Here is a 17,828-nt window from a genome sequence, read left to right as displayed (position 1 = left end):
GGACTCAGCCCTGTGCCGGATGTGGTGGCTGTGGCTGATCGCCGGGCTCGCCCGGTCTGCTGCCATTGTGCGACGCCGGCGGGCCCGGAGCGTCCACGCTGCCGGGCAGGTTGGCGTGCGCCAACTGATCCTGCGGCGGCACCGTTTCAGGAGCCGGCTCATGGGCAGCGGCGGCATCCCGGCGTTCCTTCTCACTGACCACCGGCGGCAGATCCGACACAGGCCGGGTCTGCTTGGACAGCCATACGTCGCGGAGCTCGCGCTTGCGGATGTCGCGGAAAATGTACTGGATTTCGGCCTGGTTGAGCGTTTCGCGCTCCAGCAGTTCCAGCGCCAGGCGATCGAGCACATCGCGGTTTTCGTTAAGGATCGTGTACGCCTCGTCATGGGCCTGGTCTATCAGCCGGCGCACTTCCTCATCGATGACGTAAGCCACCTGATCCGAGTAATCCCGATCGTGGCCGGCATCACGGCCCATAAACGGCTCGCCACCGCCGGTGCCCAGCTTTACCGCACCGATCCGCTCGCTCATGCCGAATTGCGTGACCATCTTGCGGGCCGTTGCGGTTGCCTTTTCAATGTCATTGGAGGCTCCTGTGGAGGGATCGTGGAAGACGATCTCCTCGGCCGCGCGGCCGCCCATTGCGTATGCCATCTGGTCGAGCAGCTCATTGCGTGTGATGGAATACTTGTCGTCCTCCGGGACGACCATGGTGTAACCCAGTGCCCGTCCGCGGGGCAGAATGGTGATTTTCGTGACCGGGGCTGTATTCCTCAGGGCCGCGGCGACCAGGGCATGCCCGCCCTCGTGGTACGCGGTGATCTTGCGTTCCAGTTCCTTCATCACTCGGGTGCGCTTCTGCGGTCCGGCCATGACACGGTCAATCGCCTCATCCAGGGCCCGGTCGTCGATCAGCTGTGCATTGGAGCGGGCGGTCAGCAGGGCTGCCTCGTTGAGCACGTTAGCCAGATCCGCGCCGGTATAGCCCGGGGTCTTTTTAGCCACCGCGTTGAGATCCACACCGGGGGCCATTGGCTTACCTTGTGCATGGACGCGCAGGATCTGCTCGCGGCCAATCCGGTCCGGCGCCTCGACGGGAATCTGGCGGTCAAAGCGTCCGGGCCGCAGCAATGCCGGATCCAGAACGTCCGGGCGGTTGGTGGCCGCGATCAGGATCACGTTGGTTTTGACATCAAAGCCGTCCATCTCGACCAACAGCTGGTTCAATGTCTGCTCGCGCTCGTCGTTTCCGCCGCCGATACCGGCACCACGGTGGCGACCTACGGCGTCGATCTCGTCCACAAAAATGATGGCCGGTGAGTTTGCCTTGGCCTGCTCGAAGAGATCACGGACCCTGGAGGCACCGACGCCGACGAACATTTCGACAAAGTCTGAACCGGAGATGGAGTAGAACGGGACCCCGGCTTCGCCGGCAACGGCCCTGGCCAGCAGCGTCTTACCCGTTCCGGGAGGACCATAGAGCAGCACGCCCTTGGGAATCTTTGCGCCGACGGCCTGGAATTTGGCGGGCTCCTGCAGGAACGACTTGATTTCGTGTAGTTCCTCCACGGCTTCATCGGCTCCGGCAACATCGGTGAACGTCACCTGCGGATGATCCTTGGTGATCAGTTTGGCCTTGGACTTGCCAAACTGCATCACCTTGGAACCGCCGCCTTGCATCCGGGACAGCAGGAACCAGAAAATGGCACCCAGAATAATTACCGGGAAGATTAGGCTGAGGATGCCGGACCAGAAATTGTTCTGGATCGGCTGATCGTCAAAACTCTTAAGTCCGGCAGAGCTGACAGCCTTGACGACATCCGTGCCGCGCGCATCAACGAAGAAGAACTGCACATCCTTGCCGGCCTTAACGCCGTCCGGGGTGGTGTAGTCGTTCTTCAGCACCAGATCCACCCGGTCTTCGCCGTTGAAGATCTTCGCCGACTCAACCTGGCCCTTATCCAGCAGGCTAAGCCCATCAGAGGTGTCGATCCTGGTCGAGCCGCCGCCGGAAAGAGTCCCGAATGCAATCAGGAGCAGCACAACAACCGCAACGATCCAGACAATTGGACCCTTGAAGATTTTCTTAATGTTCATGAGCTCGAGGCTGCGCCTCGCCCCTCCCGATCAATACGTCAGATAAGTCAGCTTGCTGCAGAATGCAGACGCAGCTGCACGACTACCGTACTAGCTTTACACGTCCGCAGACTTTCACGATCAGCGCCGGCGTTTAGTTCCCTGACAGCGCAAAACCGCCGCCGCTTACCCCTTTACTTCGGCCGGTAGCCGAACCAGCCAGCTGCGGCACCGGCGAATGCGGAGCGGGCACAAGTAGTTCTGCCTTTACTCGTAGATGTGCGGAGCGAGGGTGCCGATGAAATCCAGATTCCGGTACTTCTCCGCGAAGTCCAGACCGTAACCGACGACAAATTCGCTGGGAATCTCATAGCCGACGTATTTGACGTCGATTTCCACTTTGGCTGCCTGCGGCTTGCGCAGCAGCGTGCAGATTTCCACGGAAGCCGGTCCGCGGGAGATCAGGTTGGCTTTGAGCCAGGACAGCGTCAGTCCCGAGTCAATGATGTCCTCCACAATGAGCACGTGCTTGCCCATCAGGTCTGTTTCCAGGTCTTTGAGGATCCGCACCACCCCGGAGGATTGCGTTCCGGAGCCATAGGACGACACGGCCATCCAGTCCATGGTCACGTGGCTGTGCAGGGACCGCGCCAGATCCGCCATCACCATCACCGCGCCCTTGAGGACGCCGACCAGCAGGACGTCACGGCCGGCATAATCCGCGTCGATCTGTGCGGCTAATTCCGCGACCCTCTCCTGGATCTGTTCCTTCGTGTAAAGAACGTGCTTTAGATCGGCCTGGACGTCTTGTGAATCCACCAATTGCTCCTGGTGTTGAAGGGGTTTTGCGTGCACTTACGCGGTGCGTCTAAAGACTAGCTTCCCATAGCCGGAGCGCTCCTGGGGAACGGAGCGGCCCCGCGGTTGCCGGTAAACGCTGACGCTGCCGGCTAATTCGACTGGCCCGGCGGATCCCCGTCGGGCCAGCAGCGCTTCGGCGGCCAGCAGACGTTCAAAACTGGGCTGCTCCCCATCAAGCCCGACGACGGCAAGCGCCAGTACGCGCTGGCGAAGTGCCGCGGGGAGGGCACGCAGCTCTGCTTCGGAGATCCGGACCTCCCTGGACGCAGCAGAATCCGTACTCAAAATCTCGGCCAGCCGGTGATACTCGGCCGCTGCCTGTTGATCCAGATAGTCCGCGTCCTGCGCCAGGATTCGCGCCGAGCGGGACAGCGACTGCGCAATACCGGGTCCCAACTCGTCCTGCAGGAACGGCAGAACCCGGGTCCGGACCCGGGAGCGCAGAAACGCCGGGTCCTCATTGGTCGGATCGTGCCAGGGCTGCAGTCCCTCGGCGGCACAGATCTGCAGGGTTTCAGCCCGCCGCAGGCCCAGGAAGGGCCTTAAGTACAGTCCGCGGCGTTGCGGGATACCTGCTAATGAGCGGGTGCCGGAGCCCCGGGCCAGCCCTAACAGCACGGACTCCGCCTGATCATCCAGGGTATGGCCGAGCAGCATGGTACGGGCGTCCAGCCGTGCCGCGGCTTCATCGAGCGCCGCGTACCGCGCGTTCCGTGCCGCGGCTTCCGGCCCCACACCCACGTCCGTGCTGGTGACGGTGCTGATCTCCACCGGATCCAGACCGAGCCCACGCAGTATCCCCGCCGTTGCCTCCGCCACCGCCCGGCTCTGCGGCTGCAGCTGATGATCAACAATGACTGCACCTACCTGGATTTCTCCGCGGCGGCCCAGAAATGCGGCAACTGCAGCAAGCGCCAACGAATCCGGGCCGCCGCTGCAGGCCACCAGAATCAGCGGGCGCGCGTGCGTGTTTCCGGATGCCTGTGCTGCCTTCCGCTGACCTCCCGTGGTTCCAACCCCGAGCAGATCGCCCACGGCCTTGCGGGCCTTACCGACGACAGGGCTCAACCGGGGACGGGGTGCGCCCTGCATGGCAGCTAGAGCCCCATCCGCTGGACCCAGCGGGCGGGATCGTGAATCTCCTGCTCATTGGGCAGATGGTCCGCGCTGGTCCAGACATGGTTGAACCCCTGCATCCCGGTCTCCGCCACCACGGCCCGGACAAAGCGTGCACCGTCGCTGTACTGGCGCATCTTGGCATCCAGCCCCAATAGGCTGCGGATGAACTTCTCCAGCGCTCCACGGTCCTTGCCGCGGGAGTTGAAGCGCTGCCGGATGGTCCGCACGCTCGGCACGATGCCGCCGTCCACCGCATCCATCACCACGTTCGCATGCCCCTCCAACAGGCTCATCACCGCCGTCAGGTGTGATAGCGCGGCCTTTTCCTCCGGATCCTGCAGCAGATCCAGGATGCCGCCCCGGCTCGGGGTTGTCTCAGCCGTTCGGTCTTTTCTGTTCCGGGCGAGCGAACGCGCCGCGGATGCCATTTTTTCCGTGAGTTTTTCGGTGTCTCCCACCAGTAGCGTGCTGAGTTTTTCGATCTCACTGAGCATGTGATGCCGCAGCCAAGGTGCCGCCGCGAACTGGACCCGGTGGGTCTGCTCGTGCAGACAGACCCAAAGCCGAAAATCGGCGGGATTAACATTGAGCTCCCGTTCCACCGACAGGATGTTCGGTGCCACCAGGAGCAGTCGGCCGCCACCGGCAACCGCAGATTCCGCCCCGGCATCCGGGGAAAGCGCGGCAAAGGGATCATACTGGCCCAGCACTTTGCTGGACAAAAACGCCAGCACACTGCCCAGTTGTGCTCCGGTGACGGTCCCGCTCACGGCCGTAGTGGACGGTCGCTGCGCCGACTGCTTCTTGGCCAACGCTGCCATCGTCGATGCCATCAGGACCGAGAAACTCTGCGTATTAGCCCTTGCCCAAGATGCCCTGTCCACGATCAGGACCTGGGAATCGCGCAAATCCCGGGCGGCATCGAGCCCGGTAATTTCGTGCACATACGGCACGGATCGGTCAGCCATCACGCGCAGATCTGCCACAGCGGCTCCGATCTCCGCCCCGCTCAAGGCGGGTCCTGCAGGTGCCAGCTTCGCTGCTGTCGAGGCAGCCAGCTCCCAATTGATCAGGCTTGTGCCCTGCCCCGCGGTGCTGTTCGGTGAATCCATAGTCTCCATCAGATCACACAACGAAAGGAACCGGTCAGCGGCAGCCACAGCCGGCCAGGATGGTCGCGGCTGCGTCGATAATGGGTTTCGCCGCCGCACTCCCGGCGTCCAGGTCGTTGCCGATCACTGAAAACACCAATAACCTTCCGTCGGCATCCACTACATATCCGGAAAGCGAAATAACAGAATTCAGCGTCCCCGTCTTGGCCCGGACCAAGCCGGCCCCGCCAACGGTATCGGAGCCAAGATACCGTTGGCCCAGAGTTCCGCTTAGGCCTGCGACGGGCAGGCCCAGCATGCCGGAGCGAAGATCCGGGTTAGGATCCGTGAGCATGATTTTCACCGCCTGCGTCAGTTGCTCCGCGCTGACCCGGTCGGCAGCGGCCAGCCCACAGCTGTCTGCCAGCACCAAACCGGCGGTTTTAACCCCCAAGGCGCCCACGGTTTCCCGCACCGCTTCGCTCGCTCCTGCCGAGGAGCCATCCTTCTTCAGTTTCAACGCGCTCATTCGCGCGAGCGTTTCGGCCACGTAGTTATCCGACTCCTGCAGCATGTATTGGACCTGCTCGCCCACCGTGGCTGAGCTGACAGCGGCAAGGGTAGCGGCGCCGTCGGCCGCGGAACCGCGCCGGATATCCGGCTTGACGTCGATCCCCTCGGCGGCCAAAGCTGCCGCGAAGACCAGTGCGACGCGCATCGGCGAGTCCTGCGGCCGGACCCCGACGGACGCATCCGGCGCCAGCCGGGCACCATAGAGGGCCATCGGAAATACCGGCGCGATCTCGCCGGCGTCTACATCGGCCTGTAACCACGCCGGGTTCAGCGCCGGACCGGTGAAAAGCGTGTCATCGACGTTGATGCTCACGGCCGCTGTGCCATTGGCTTTGAGTGCGACGGCCGTCTGTGCCGCCAGCGTCGCCACACCGGCATGCCCGACGGTAGCCTGCCCATCGCCTTTCCCCGGTGTGAGCAACACGTCGCCACCGCCGCGCAGCACAATCGAATCGGTGCCATTCGCGGTCCGGTCCCCGGCTAATACGGCCGTGCTGAACCGGGTCTGCGCCCCCACGGCAGCCAGGGCCGTCAGCGCCGTGAGCAATTTCTGGCTCGACGCCGGCAGACGCCCCGCGGAGGCATTTCGGCTGTACAGCACCTGGCCGCTCGCAGCGTCCTGCACCAGCGCCGCGTAGTTTCCGCCTTCCGGTGCCACCAGCGTCGCGTCGAGCGCCGTGGACAATATCCTGCCGTCCGGGATCGGCGCGCCGGCGGACAGGGCGCTGATTCCGCCGGGAGTGCTCAGTGCTGTCGGCAGCTGCTGCACCGCGGGCACTGGCGGCAACGGTGCGGCAGCCGGCGGGGGGGAAAATGCGGGGGCCAGGTTGATTCCCACCGGAACAGCCAGCACGCCGAGAATGAGCGCCAACAGGGCCACCGCCAGGACGTTCGACGTACGGCTCATGGGGAATAACGTCCTTTGATGCAGGAGAAAATGACAGCGGAACCTTCCCTTGCGGCCAGCGCCGGAAGACATTGCTCAAGGACGCAGGGCAACGGTGCAGCGCGGGTCGCTATATCCTCATATTAGACGGAATGCCGGCGCGCCTTTCGCTTTGCTGATCTTCAGGCGGCAGCAGGAAGCGCTGCCGCCTTTCGGAGATCGACTAACCGACACCCGCTGACCGACACAGGACGCTGCGGGTGTGCGCCCAACCATGCGAACAGCCAAGGAGCATCAGATGAAGCACGATGTCACCATCGAGATCCCGCGCGGATCCCGCGTCAAGTATGAAGTCGACCACGAGACGGGCCGGGTACGGCTGGACCGGGTGCTCTTCACCTCCATGGGCTACCCCACGCATTACGGCTACTTCGAGAACACCCTTGGCGAAGACGGGGATCCACTGGATGCCTTGGTAATGCTGCAGGAATACGATCTGCATCCGGGCGTTGTGGTTCAGGCCCGCCCGATCGGTGTGTTCAATATGACCGACGACGGTGGCGGTGACGCCAAGGTACTCTGCGTCATCGACGACAAGCGGTACGACCACATCCAGGAGATTTCCGACGTGGACAAGTTCCTGATCCAGGAAATCGAGCACTTCTTCACGCATTACAAGGACCTGGAACCGGGTAAATGGGTCAAGGCCGAGGGCTGGGAAGACCGCGCGGCGGCCGAGGCCGAGCTCGAAGCCTCAATCAGGCGCTTCGTCCCGGCCGGGCACTGACGGCGGGCGCTGACGGCGGGCACTGATGCCGCAGCGAGCGCAGCGCAGCTTTGCAGGCAGCAGGAACGACGGCGGCTCCCGGTCCGGGAGCCGCCTTACAGCAGGCTGCGCAAAACATGCGCGGCGCCGTCGTCGTAAACCGACGCCGTCGTCTCGTTTGCCGCCGCGCGCACCGCTTCATTGGCCTGCCCCATGGCAACGCCCCGCGCGGCCCACGTCAGCATTTCGATGTCGTTGTTGCCGTCTCCGACCGCAACGGTATGTGATTGCTGCACACCCAGGCGCGAGCGGAGCTTTTCCAGCGCAGTTGCCTTGCTGACGCCGGCCGCCGCGATGTCCAGCCACGCCGTCCAGCCCACCGAGTAGGTGACCCCCTGCAGCCCGCATTCCGCGATGGCGGCGGCGAACTCCGCCGTACTGCTGTCGGTACTGTTCACCACCACGCGTACCGCTTCGAGGCCGAGCAGGTGCTGGAAATCTACGCCCCTGGCTTCAATGCCGAAACTGCGGTCCTGAAAGCGCTCGGTGGCGAGGAAATTGCCGTGCACATCCTCCACCGCATAACGGGCCCCCGGCAGGCGCTCCCGCAACGCGGTCAGGGCAAGACGCGGGTCGAATGTTTCGCGCTCGATCACCTCATACCCCCATTCCAGAGACGGATCCAGCCGCACGGTCACGCCGCCGTTGCTGGCCACGCCAAAACCCCGCTGCAACCCAATCTGCTTAACGACCGGCAGCAGCGCGCCCAGGGATCGGCCGGTGGCAATGATGACCTGATGCCCGGCGGCCACGGTCTCGCGGGCGGCGGCGCGCACAGCGTCGCTCATCATCCCGTCGTGGTCCACCAGGGTACCGTCGACATCCAATGCGACCAGATGCGCGGGGAGGTTACCCGCGGGAGCGTTGTCGTTGCTTTTAGTGATGTTAGTGCTTTCGTCATACCTCTGGTCGTCGGTGCCAGAGACCATTGATGGAGTCAAAATAGTCATTAACCAAGTCAAGCAGATAAAAGCGGCCGCTGGCTAGGAACCAGATCACAGCACCGGAAAGACCTCAAGGCCACCAAGATATTTGCGCAGCGCCGCCGGGACATTGACCGAACCGTCCGGATTTTGGTGGTGTTCCAGAATGGCAACGATCCACCGCGTGGTCGCGAGCGTCCCATTGAGCGTAGCGACGGCGCGGGTCCCACCCTTGGTGTCCTTGCTTCCGCCCTGCTTCGGCGTACCAGCCGGTGCCGGCACGCGTTCGCGGATATTCAGACGGCGCGACTGGTAGGTGGTGCAATTGGAGGTCGAGGTGAGTTCGCGGTAGGCCTCCTGGGTGGGAATCCAGGCCTCGCAGTCAAATTTACGGGCGGCGGATTGCCCCAGATCCCCCGCTGCCGTGTCGATGACCCGATACGGCAGCTCCACCTTTGCCAGCATTTGTTCCTCCCAGCCGAGCAGGCGCTGATGCTCCGCGTCCGCCTCCTCCACTGTGGTGTACGTGAACATTTCCACCTTGTTGAACTGATGCACGCGGATGATGCCGCGGGTATCCTTGCCGTGCGATCCGGCTTCCCTCCGGTAGCAGGATGACCAGCCCGCATAGCGCAGCGGACCGCCGGACAAATCCAGGATCTCGTCGCCGTGGTACCCGGCAAGGGCGACCTCCGAGGTGCCGACAAGATACAGGTCATCTTCGGCCAGCCGATAAATTTCAGCGTCGTGCTTGACGTCGAATCCGGTGCCGGCCATGGTCTCCGGCCGCACCAAAGTCGGCGTGATCATGGGCGTGAACCCCGCGTCGATGGCCTGATCCATCGCCAGCTGCAGCAACGCCAGCTCCAGTCTGGCTCCAACGCCCCGAAGGAAGTAAAAACGCGAGCCGGAAACCTTGGCGCCCCGTTCCATGTCAATGGCACCGATCAGCTCACCGATTTCCAGATGATCCTTGGGTTTGAACCCCTCGGCGGCGAAATCCCGGGGAGTTCCCACGGTACGCAGCACCACATAGTCGTCTTCACCACCGGCCGGAACACCGGAGGAAACCAGATTTGCCATGCCTCGAACCAGTACATCCGCAGCAGCGGCAGCGGTATCGGCCCGCGCCGACGCGGCCTTCACCTGCCCCGCGAGGTCCTTCACCTCCGCCAGCAACGTCTGCTTTTCGCCACCCTGGGCCTGCGCTACCTTCTTCCCGAAGGAATTTTGCCGGGCCCGGAGCGCTTCGTAGCCGCTAATGGCGTTCCTGCGCTCCACATCGGCAGCCATGACCGCGTCGATCACAGCGGAATCGGCGCCGCGCGCCCGCTGGCTGGCTCGGTAATTATCGGGATTTTCGCTGAGGTCTTTGACGTCGATCACGTTCTAAGCGTATCCAACCGCACGCCCGGGCAGGTGCAGGCTGCCCGGAGCCCTGCGCGGGTGCACAATCCGCGGGCCGCGTCACCGGCCTGCCAGCGGCTATTGTTAGAGGATTATGCCCACCTCGGTTCTGGTCCTCATCATAGTTTTAGCGTCCCTTGCCTTCCTGACCGCCAGCTGGTGGGGTGTGCGCAAACTGGCGCAAAAGCACACCCGCAGCGCCGTCGGGGAGGTCCCGCACAAGGGTCAGACAGGCCAACAGAAGGTGGCCGTGATCCTCAACCCGGTCAAGACCGGTGCCGCCGATGCCAAAACCTTCATCCTGCGCTCGGCTGCGCTGGCAGGCTGGAAGGAACCCATCTTCCTGGAAACCACTATGGCGGATCCGGGGTACTCACAGGCCCGGCGTGCGCTGGATTACGGGGCGGACGTCATCGTCGTATGCGGCGGAGACGGTACGGTGCGCGTGGTGGCGGAAGTTCTGCGGCACACGCAAATGCCGATGGGGATCATTCCACTGGGCACCGGCAATCTGCTGGCCCGGAACCTGGGCCTGCGCATTAATGACATTCACAGCGACGTGCAGACCGCGCTGTTCGGTCATCAGCGCCATATTGATACGGCCACGATGGCCATGGAGAACTCTGTAACGGGAGCCAGCTCCAAGCACGCGTTCCTGGTTATCGGAGGTTTGGGCATGGATGCCGAGGTGCTCGGCGACACCAGCAGCCGGCTCAAGAGTTCGATGGGCTGGCTGGCATACAGCGAGGCAGGGATGCGCCATCTGCCCGGCCGGCGGAAGAAGATCAGCATCGCCATGGATGGTCAGGATCCGCAGCAGCGCAAGGTACGGACGGTGCTCTTTGCCAACTGCGGACTACTTCCCGGAGGCATTGACTTTGTCCCCAATGCGCTGCTCGACGACGGCGTTTTGGACGTTGTGGTGGCCAGCCCGCGCAGCGCTCTGGGCTGGGCCGCGATGGCGGTGAAAATTGTCCTTCAGCACAAGGGCCGACTGCCGGTGATCGACTATTACAGGGCAAAGACAATCACCATCCGTACCGCCGTCCCGGAGGAAACCCAGCTCGACGGCGACATCTTCGGCAAAGCAACGAAGGTGACCGTCGCCGTCGAGCCCAAGGCACTACTGGTAAGGGTTAAGCCGCAGTAACGGAACCGCTAGATGACCGGCGGAGCAGCTTCCCTACCGACGTCGCCGGGGGACTGCTCCGCGTGGCCCTGTTCGGTGATCAGCTCTTCTTCCTCGCTGAAGCGCAGCTCATTGGCGTCATCCGCGGCATCGCCGACCGAATCGTCGCGCTCGTATTGGGCACCGGGATTGGTGATGGTGCCATCGTCATTGCTGTCCTTGCCGGTGTGAACGTTTTCGCTCATTGGGTCCGCCTTATCTGTCGGTGCACTCCCCCGTGCACGCCCCGCGATGGGGTTTATCCAGCTTACTTTCAATGTCCGCGCTTTCAATCCCGGCACTTCAATGCCGGTGGGAATGCCGCTGCTAGAGAACCCGCGGGGGTTGCTGATTTTCCGACACCATTGGGCGTTCGGCATCGGCCCACGCACCCATACCGCCGGCGACATTTGCCGCCGAATAGCCGTTCTCCGTCAACCATGTAGTGGCACGTAGCGAGCGGCCGCCGGTGCGGCAAATGACCTGGAGATCCTCGTCCGGATCGAGCTCATTCAATCGCGCCGGAATCTGCTCAAGCGGAATGTGCAGCGCCCCGGCAATGTGCCCCGCTTCCCACTCGTAATCCTCGCGGACGTCAAGAATCCGGGAATTCCCGTCCAGCGCCGTCACCTCAGTCGTCAGAATGTCAGCCATTGTGCTCTCCTTTTCCCTTCGCGTGTTCTTTCATGGGCATTTTTGTAACATGGATTTCGCCCAAGTTTATCGTCTTAGTCCAGGCCGGGCGGAAAGCGGGCACGACACTTTCGCACGTACGTCAGACAGGTGGATGCCCTCCACAGAAGCCCGAAAGCCGCGGTCCCGGTTGCGCAGCCGGGCGCTGAAATTGACAGACATGTGACCGTGGACGCCCGTCAGTGCCAAAATGGAATGAATGAGCACAAAACAAACTTCCGCCGGAACGCCAAAACCATCCGCGGATAAGTCATTTTTCGGCCAGCCCAAGATGCTCCTGAACCTGTTCAGTGTTGAACTCTGGGAACGGTTCTCGTTTTACGGGATGCAGGGCATCCTTGCCTATTACATGTACTACACCGTCACCGAGGGTGGCTTGGGGATCGACGAGACCGTTGCCGTCGGACTCGTCGGCGCTTACGGCGGCGGTGTTTATCTGTCCACCATTCTTGGCGCCTGGGTGGCCGACCGGCTGCTGGGCCCGGAGCGGGTGCTGTTCTACAGCGCCATCGTGATTATGGCCGGGCACATATCGCTGGCGCTGCTTCCGGGGGCCGGCGGGCTGAGCGCTGGACTGATCATGGTCGCGATCGGTTCCGGTGGGCTCAAGGCGAACGCGACGTCCCTCGTTGGTTCGCTGTATGGGGAAAAGGATGATCGGCGCGATGCGGGATTCTCCATCTTCTACATGGGCATCAACATCGGTGGCCTGATTGGCCCGCTGTTGACCGGGCTGCTGCAGACAACGCTCGGGTTCCACTACGGATTCGGCGCCGCCGCCGTGGGTATGGCAATCGGTTTGACGCAGTACGGACTGACGCGCAGGAATCTCCCCAAGGAAGCCCACTTGGTCTCGAATCCGCTGCCGCGCAGCCGCTACCCGCTGATGATCGGCGTTGGTGCCGCCGTCGTCGTCGTTATTGTCCTTGCGGTACTGACCGGGTTGGTGACCGCCGAGAACCTGAAGTGGGTCGTTGTCGGCATCGTTGTGCTCGCGACCATAGCGTATTTCATCGTCATACTGTCCAGCAGGAAAGTCGACGCCCTGGAGCGGAGCAGGGTCTACTCATTCATCCCCCTGTTCATTGCCAGCGCCGCCTTCTGGTCCCTGTTCCAGCAGCAGTTCACTGTGGTGGCCCTCTATGCAGATAAGCGGCTGGACCGGAACCTGTTCGGCTGGGAAATGCCGGCCAGCTGGGCCGCCTCCATCAACCCTGTCTTCATCATTATCTTCGCCGGTGTATTTGCGGCACTGTGGACCAAGCTCGGTTCCCGGCAGTGGACCACGCCGATCAAGTTTGCGGCGGCGCTGGTGGTCATGGGTCTGGCGTACCTCAGCTTCATCCCCGTGGCGGGCGTGGCGTCGGTGCCATTGCTGGCCCTGGTATGGATCCTGCTGCTGTTCACTATCGCCGAGCTGCTGCTCTCGCCCGTTGGACTTTCTCTGGCCACCAAGCTGGCGCCCAAGGCGTTCCACACGCAGATGGTCGCGCTGTTCTTCCTCTCCGTGTCACTGGGGACGGCGCTCTCCGGGGTGTTTGCAGGTTACTACCAGGAGGACAATGAAATGCCTTACTTTGCCGTGATCGGCCTTACCGCAATAGTGCTGGGCATAGTCCTGGCGCTGGGCGCCAAGCCCATCAAAAAACTGATGGCCGGGGTGCACTGACCGGAATTCCGGACGGCGCTACGGATAGCTCGAAGTGTTTGCTGCATTAGTTATTAAGACGATCACAAAGATCCAGTAGGCGACGTATCCGAGAAGCGTCAGATAACCAAGAATCAGACCGGCAATGGCGAAGCCTTTACCCTGCGGCTGTTCCTTTTTCAAGCCCAAGTGCCCGGTGATGACCGCGGCGATCTGGGGCAGGATAAAAAAGCCAAAGCCGATGAATGAGGCGATACCCAGGATCATGCTGGTCAGGCTGAGAACCTTCGACGGCGGCGCGGCGTAATAGCCCGGCTGACCATACGGCGCGGGCTGGCCATAGGGTGCGGGCGCCCCATACGGCGCGGGCTGGCTGTACGGCGCGGGCGCCCCATACGGCGCGGGCTGGCCATAGCCGGGCCGCTGTCCGGGTGCGGCGAACGGCTGATCCGGCTGCGGGCCGGATGGTTCTGGCTGTTCTGTCATAGGTCTCTCCTGCTGTTCTGAGGAAAGTATCTTCCGTCGTCATCATCGTAGGGCAGTTCACTTCCGGCCAGGTGTCGTACCCCGATGAGCAACATATCCGGCGTGCAGTGCCAATCACGGCTTCATTCTGGCATGCTGGAACCATGTCTAGCCGCGCGGGCACTGTAGCCCTTCCTTCGGACCTTGTTGACCTGACCGCCCTTCTGGACGCCTATTACGATGTCGCACCGGATCTCACCGACCCCGGTCAACGAGTTGTCTTCGGTACCTCCGGCCACCGGGGGTCCAGCCTTCGGGCGTCCTTTAACGATGCACATATCGCTGCCATTACCGCAGCGATCATTGAATACCGGGCGGGCCAAGGCATCACCGGTCCACTCTTCCTGGGGAAGGACACCCACGCGCTCAGTGAGCCGGCGCAAAACACCGCGTTGGAGGTGCTGGCAGGATACGGCGTACAGGTGCTCGTCGATGCCCGGCACGGCTACACACCCACTCCCGCCGTCTCGCACGCCATCCTGACCTACAACCGCACCCGTGGCCACGGCGACGGGCAGGCGGACGGAATCGTGGTAACCCCGTCACATAATCCGCCGGGAGACGGAGGATTCAAGTACAACCCCCCGCATGGAGGTCCCGCAGACTCGGACGCTACCGGATGGATTGCAAACCGGGCCAACGAGCTGCTGGAAAACGGCCTGCACGGAATTCGGCGCGCTCCCCTCGCCGACGCACTGATCGCGGAAACAACGGGAAAGTTTGATTTCCTCAGCAGCTATGTTGATGATCTGCCATCGATTCTCGATCTCGATGCCATCCGGAACGCCGGGGTACGGATCGGCGCCGATCCGATGGGCGGGGCATCGGTGGATTATTGGGGGGAGATCGGCGAGCGCCACAATCTCAATCTCACGGTGGTAAACCCGACCATTGATCCGCAGTGGGCCTTCATGACGCTGGACTGGGACGAGAAAATCCGGATGGATTGCTCCTCGCCGTTCGCAATGGCGTCCCTGATCAAGGCCATCGTGCCCGACGGCGGTACATCCGGTGCCCAGGCCAGGTTCGACATTGCTACCGGCAACGATGCCGATGCCGACCGGCATGGAATTGTCACCCCTGATGCCGGCCTGATGAACCCGAACCATTACCTCGCCGTTGCAATCCAATACCTGTACACGCACCGCACCCAATGGCCCGCAACGGCCAGCGTAGGCAAAACTCTGGTTTCGTCGTCGATCATTGACAAAGTCGCGGCGGATCTTGGCCGCGGGCTGATGGAAGTACCTGTTGGATTCAAGTGGTTTGTACCCGGGCTGCTCTCCGGAGAAGGCGTTTTCGGCGGGGAGGAATCCGCAGGTGCGTCGTTCGTGAAGAAGGACGGTTCCGTCTGGACCACGGACAAGGACGGCATCCTGCTGGCCCTGCTGGCCTCGGAAATAACGGCCGTTACCGGGAAAACTCCTTCCCAGCACTACGGTGACCTGACCGCCCGCTTTGGATCGCCGTCGTACGCGCGCATCGATGCCGCGGCAAGCCGGGAGCAGAAAGCCAAGTTAGGCAAGCTCTCCGCTGCAGACGTCACCGCGACAACCCTCGCCGGTGAGGAAATTACCGCAAAACTCACCGAAGCGCCCGGGAATGGCGCACCCATCGGGGGACTGAAGGTCACCACGGACAATGCCTGGTTCGCCGCGCGGCCCTCCGGCACCGAAGATGTCTACAAGATTTATGCCGAGTCCTTCAAGGGAGATGAGCACCTCAAGCAGGTGCAGGCGGAGGCCAAGGCCCTGGTCGACGGCGTCATCGCCTGACCCGCGCCGGTCCCCGGTCCATAACGCCTGACTAGCCATGGACGCCATGTTCATGCAGGCTGTGACCGGCAGGCTCCAGCTGGAAGGTGGAGTGCTCCACGCTGATCTTGAAGTGCCCTGCCACGCACTGCTGCAGCTGATCCAACATCTGCGGCGCGTGCCCATCATGGAAGCAGCCGTCATCCACCACCACATGGGCTGTGAGCACCGGTAGACCGCTGGCGATCTGGGTGGCGTGCAGATCGTGCACCGCGATCACGTGCGGAACCTCCAGGATGTGCTGCCGCACGCTGCCCAGGTCCAGGCCCGACGGCGTCGATTCCAGGAGAACGCTGATCGTCTCCAGCAGCAGCTTGACGGTCCGCGGCAGGATGAGCACGCCGATCAGCATCGCCACGACCGCGTCCGCCTGCAGCCAGCCGGTCAGCCCAATCACCAGGGCCGCCACGATGACAGCAACCGAGCCCAGTGCGTCGTTGACCACCTCAAGGAAGGCGGCACGCATATTGAAATTCCGGTCCCGTCCGCCTGCCAGCACCAGCAGCGAGATGATGTTCCCGGCCAGACCGATGGCGCCAAAGACGGCCATCTCGCTGGAGGCGATCGGGGTCGGATTGATCAGGCGCCCAATTCCTTCCACCAGGACCACCAGGCCGACGGCGAGCAGCACTGCCGCCTGCGCCGTCGCCGCCAGCACCTCGGCACGGGCAAAGCCCCAGGTTCTGCGGTCAGAGGCCGGCCGCACCGCCAACCGGGCGGCCAGCAGCGCCATCCCCAGCCCGGCAGCATCCGTCAGGACGTGTGCGGAGTCGAAGAGCAGCGCCAGTGAACCGGTTAGCCACGCGCCGATCAATTGGAGGACAAAGACCAGCACCGTGATCCCCAGGGCCACGGCCAGCCGGCCCTGGTGCGAGCCGGCTGCGCCGTGTGAATGCCCCTGGCCCTGCGCCTGCGGTTGCTCGTGTCCTGACATGTTTCAATCCTACGGGCGGGGCAACTCAGGACGCGGCGACCGCCAGGGCATCCCAGGCGAAGGAAGCCAGCCAATGGGAGGAAACGTACTCCTCTGTCATCACCGCCGGCAAACCCGCCTCCAGCAGAGACTGCGCGCCTCGGCGGAGAACCGGCAGCTGATCTGCCGCCATTTCGGCTGCCGGTTCAGCTGCGCTGCGCCCCGGTGCTGTACTGATCCCCAGTGCCGTGCTGATCCCCAGGGCGGTGCTGATCCGCAGCAGCGCTCCGGCGCGGGAGAGATTGAGACCGTCCAGGTGGGCCATTTGCGGGTCGGACGGGTCCGTCACGATGGACGGGATCAGGATCGGATTAGAATCACGCAGGTCCGGCAGGAAGCTGTTGAACCAGGTTCGGAACTCTCCTGCGGGCAGCACTCTGGCCAGCAGATCCGCCTCCGCCAGCCCGGCGGAGAGGAAATCCTGGCCGCTCATTTCCCATTCCGACGCCCAGTTCCGGTCCGTGCCGAAGAAGCGTAACGCCGCCGTACTCAGCAATTTAGCGTCGGCCGCCCGGCCCATGTCCCGGGCGGCAGAAATCAACAGGGCAAGGCCAAAAGCCGTGTTGGAGTGGACTCCGTGCCGGACGGGATGCTCAATCGAGGTCGCCCAATGGGCGGCATTGGCATAGATGGCTGCCACCAGCGGCTCCAGAGCCGCGCGCCACCGGTTGGCGTCGCCGTCGTCGAACATTCCACAGGCAGCGGCTAGCCGCGCCGCCCAGGCCCAGCCGTAGGGCCGCTCGAACGTGCGGTGCCCGCGGATGTACGCCGCCTCCACTGCCAGATTCGGCGCTGTCAGATTCGCGTTGAACAGCCCACGCAGTGCGCTCTCCTGCTCTGCGGGCAGGCCATGAGCCAGCAGCCGGACGCCCAACCAGTGCATATGCACGCAGGAGTGCCAGTCATAGGAGGTGTGAAAAGCAGGGTACAGCCGTTCCGGGGCTGTAACGTCCCGGACCTCCTGCACCAGATGCTGCAGATGGTAGGGGTACTTCTGCAGCAGATTGGTCAGCACAATGCCGGCATAGACCGGGGCCAGCTGATCCTTTAGAGCCTCTAGTGCGGAATCGGTGAAATCCATTGCTGCCTATCGTGAGAAGCCGGAAAGGAACATGATCAGGATATTGCTGCCGGCATGAGTCGGGCATTCCTGGCGTCCTGCATTGCGCAACCGTCAGATATCCAAGCACTGCAGCCCGGTCCCGTCGAAACGGCCGGCGGCAAATGATAAGCCAGTACCTCGC

At 62.9% G+C, this 17,828-nt stretch carries 16 protein-coding genes; 4 read left to right on the top strand and 12 right to left on the bottom strand.

From position 1 onward, the window contains the following. Positions 1–4: 4 nt before the first annotated feature. The 5 genes from ftsH to dacB all read right to left on the bottom strand — a co-directional run bounded on the left by ftsH (position 5) and on the right by dacB (position 6,628). Positions 5–2,098: an ATP-dependent zinc metalloprotease FtsH gene (gene ftsH / locus IV500_RS10785; RefSeq protein ID WP_196396816.1), complete on the bottom strand. Its 2,094-nt coding sequence runs from the start codon at positions 2,096–2,098 to the stop codon at positions 5–7. Between the two features lie 246 nt (positions 2,099–2,344). Then, positions 2,345–2,896, bottom strand: coding sequence for a hypoxanthine phosphoribosyltransferase (gene hpt / locus IV500_RS10780; RefSeq protein ID WP_196396815.1), 552 nt, complete (start codon positions 2,894–2,896; stop codon positions 2,345–2,347). A gap of 36 nt (positions 2,897–2,932) precedes the next feature. Next, complete coding sequence (gene tilS / locus IV500_RS10775; RefSeq protein ID WP_196396814.1) at positions 2,933–4,030, bottom strand: tRNA lysidine(34) synthetase TilS; 1,098 nt, start codon at positions 4,028–4,030, stop codon at positions 2,933–2,935. A gap of 5 nt (positions 4,031–4,035) precedes the next feature. Next, the gene (locus tag IV500_RS10770; protein WP_376770203.1) at positions 4,036–5,169 is read right to left on the bottom strand and encodes an Rv3626c family coenzyme F420 biosynthesis-associated protein; all 1,134 of its coding nucleotides are present in this window, start codon (positions 5,167–5,169) and stop codon (positions 4,036–4,038) included. Between the two features lie 34 nt (positions 5,170–5,203). Then, entirely contained in the window at positions 5,204–6,628 is a 1,425-nt protein-coding gene (dacB, locus tag IV500_RS10765) for a D-alanyl-D-alanine carboxypeptidase/D-alanyl-D-alanine endopeptidase (protein WP_196396812.1), read from the bottom strand. Positions 6,629–6,905: 277 nt separating this feature from the next. Between dacB and IV500_RS10760 the strand changes: the two genes are divergently transcribed. Beyond that, positions 6,906–7,394: an inorganic diphosphatase gene (locus tag IV500_RS10760; RefSeq protein ID WP_196396811.1), complete on the top strand. Its 489-nt coding sequence runs from the start codon at positions 6,906–6,908 to the stop codon at positions 7,392–7,394. 95 nt (positions 7,395–7,489) lie between these two features. Here IV500_RS10760 and IV500_RS10755 read toward each other — a convergent pair whose 3' ends face one another. Beyond that, on the bottom strand, positions 7,490–8,383 hold the full coding sequence (locus tag IV500_RS10755) for an HAD family hydrolase (protein ID WP_196396810.1): 894 nt from the start codon (positions 8,381–8,383) through the stop codon (positions 7,490–7,492). 45 nt (positions 8,384–8,428) lie between these two features. After that, positions 8,429–9,742: a serine--tRNA ligase gene (gene serS / locus IV500_RS10750; RefSeq protein WP_196396809.1), complete on the bottom strand. Its 1,314-nt coding sequence runs from the start codon at positions 9,740–9,742 to the stop codon at positions 8,429–8,431. 115 nt (positions 9,743–9,857) lie between these two features. Here serS and IV500_RS10745 point away from each other — a divergent pair, with 115 nt between their 5' ends. Further along, a complete protein-coding gene (locus IV500_RS10745; protein ID WP_196396808.1) occupies positions 9,858–10,913 on the top strand; it encodes a diacylglycerol/lipid kinase family protein in 1,056 nt (351 codons plus the stop codon). An 8-nt stretch (positions 10,914–10,921) separates the two neighbouring features. Here the strand turns inward: IV500_RS10745 and IV500_RS10740 are convergent, their stop codons facing one another. Both IV500_RS10740 and IV500_RS10735 read right to left on the bottom strand, forming a co-directional pair. Then, positions 10,922–11,137, bottom strand: a complete 216-nt coding sequence (locus IV500_RS10740) for a hypothetical protein (protein WP_196396807.1) — start codon at positions 11,135–11,137, stop codon at positions 10,922–10,924. Positions 11,138–11,258: 121 nt separating this feature from the next. After that, complete coding sequence (locus IV500_RS10735) at positions 11,259–11,585, bottom strand: rhodanese-like domain-containing protein (RefSeq protein WP_196396806.1); 327 nt, start codon at positions 11,583–11,585, stop codon at positions 11,259–11,261. 238 nt (positions 11,586–11,823) lie between these two features. Here IV500_RS10735 and IV500_RS10730 point away from each other — a divergent pair, with 238 nt between their 5' ends. Continuing rightward, positions 11,824–13,293, top strand: a complete 1,470-nt coding sequence (locus IV500_RS10730; RefSeq protein ID WP_196396805.1) for a peptide MFS transporter — start codon at positions 11,824–11,826, stop codon at positions 13,291–13,293. 18 nt (positions 13,294–13,311) lie between these two features. Here the strand turns inward: IV500_RS10730 and IV500_RS21930 are convergent, their stop codons facing one another. After that, positions 13,312–13,758, bottom strand: coding sequence for a DUF4190 domain-containing protein (locus tag IV500_RS21930; RefSeq protein WP_196396804.1), 447 nt, complete (start codon positions 13,756–13,758; stop codon positions 13,312–13,314). A 143-nt stretch (positions 13,759–13,901) separates the two neighbouring features. On the opposite strand from IV500_RS21930, the gene pgm reads away from it, so the two are divergent. Further along, positions 13,902–15,572, top strand: a complete 1,671-nt coding sequence (gene pgm, locus IV500_RS10720) for a phosphoglucomutase (alpha-D-glucose-1,6-bisphosphate-dependent) (protein ID WP_196396803.1) — start codon at positions 13,902–13,904, stop codon at positions 15,570–15,572. Between the two features lie 31 nt (positions 15,573–15,603). On the opposite strand, the gene IV500_RS10715 is transcribed toward pgm, so the two are convergent. Next, entirely contained in the window at positions 15,604–16,545 is a 942-nt protein-coding gene (locus IV500_RS10715; RefSeq protein ID WP_196396802.1) for a cation diffusion facilitator family transporter, read from the bottom strand. Positions 16,546–16,570: 25 nt separating this feature from the next. Further along, the gene (locus IV500_RS10710; RefSeq protein ID WP_196396801.1) at positions 16,571–17,665 is read right to left on the bottom strand and encodes a DUF2891 family protein; all 1,095 of its coding nucleotides are present in this window, start codon (positions 17,663–17,665) and stop codon (positions 16,571–16,573) included. Between the last annotated feature and the right edge of the window lie 163 nt (positions 17,666–17,828).

The sequence above is a fragment of the Arthrobacter terrae genome (assembly GCF_015708085.1).
GTDB classification, from domain to species: Bacteria; Actinomycetota; Actinomycetes; order Actinomycetales; family Micrococcaceae; genus Arthrobacter_M; species Arthrobacter_M terrae.
The sequence above is the reverse complement of the archived record's forward strand: the minus strand, read 5'-3'. Positions and strand labels throughout refer to the sequence as shown.

Excerpts from the sequence above, each read along its gene's own strand:
- ftsH (WP_196396816.1), bottom strand. The coding sequence starts at position 2,098 with ATGAACATTAAGAAAATCTTCAAGGGTCCAATTGTCTGGATCGTTGCG.
- tilS (WP_196396814.1), bottom strand. The coding sequence starts at position 4,030 with ATGCAGGGCGCACCCCGTCCCCGGTTGAGCCCTGTCGTCGGTAAGGCC.
- IV500_RS10770 (WP_376770203.1), bottom strand. The coding sequence starts at position 5,169 with ATGGATTCACCGAACAGCACCGCGGGGCAGGGCACAAGCCTGATCAAT.
- dacB (WP_196396812.1), bottom strand. The coding sequence starts at position 6,628 with ATGAGCCGTACGTCGAACGTCCTGGCGGTGGCCCTGTTGGCGCTCATT.
- IV500_RS10760 (WP_196396811.1), top strand. The coding sequence starts at position 6,906 with ATGAAGCACGATGTCACCATCGAGATCCCGCGCGGATCCCGCGTCAAG.
- IV500_RS10755 (WP_196396810.1), bottom strand. The coding sequence starts at position 8,383 with ATGACTATTTTGACTCCATCAATGGTCTCTGGCACCGACGACCAGAGG.
- IV500_RS10745 (WP_196396808.1), top strand. The coding sequence starts at position 9,858 with ATGCCCACCTCGGTTCTGGTCCTCATCATAGTTTTAGCGTCCCTTGCC.
- IV500_RS10740 (WP_196396807.1), bottom strand. The coding sequence starts at position 11,137 with ATGAGCGAAAACGTTCACACCGGCAAGGACAGCAATGACGATGGCACC.
- IV500_RS10735 (WP_196396806.1), bottom strand. The coding sequence starts at position 11,585 with ATGGCTGACATTCTGACGACTGAGGTGACGGCGCTGGACGGGAATTCC.
- IV500_RS10730 (WP_196396805.1), top strand. The coding sequence starts at position 11,824 with ATGAGCACAAAACAAACTTCCGCCGGAACGCCAAAACCATCCGCGGAT.
- IV500_RS21930 (WP_196396804.1), bottom strand. The coding sequence starts at position 13,758 with ATGACAGAACAGCCAGAACCATCCGGCCCGCAGCCGGATCAGCCGTTC.
- pgm (WP_196396803.1), top strand. The coding sequence starts at position 13,902 with ATGTCTAGCCGCGCGGGCACTGTAGCCCTTCCTTCGGACCTTGTTGAC.
- IV500_RS10715 (WP_196396802.1), bottom strand. The coding sequence starts at position 16,545 with ATGTCAGGACACGAGCAACCGCAGGCGCAGGGCCAGGGGCATTCACAC.
- IV500_RS10710 (WP_196396801.1), bottom strand. The coding sequence starts at position 17,665 with ATGGATTTCACCGATTCCGCACTAGAGGCTCTAAAGGATCAGCTGGCC.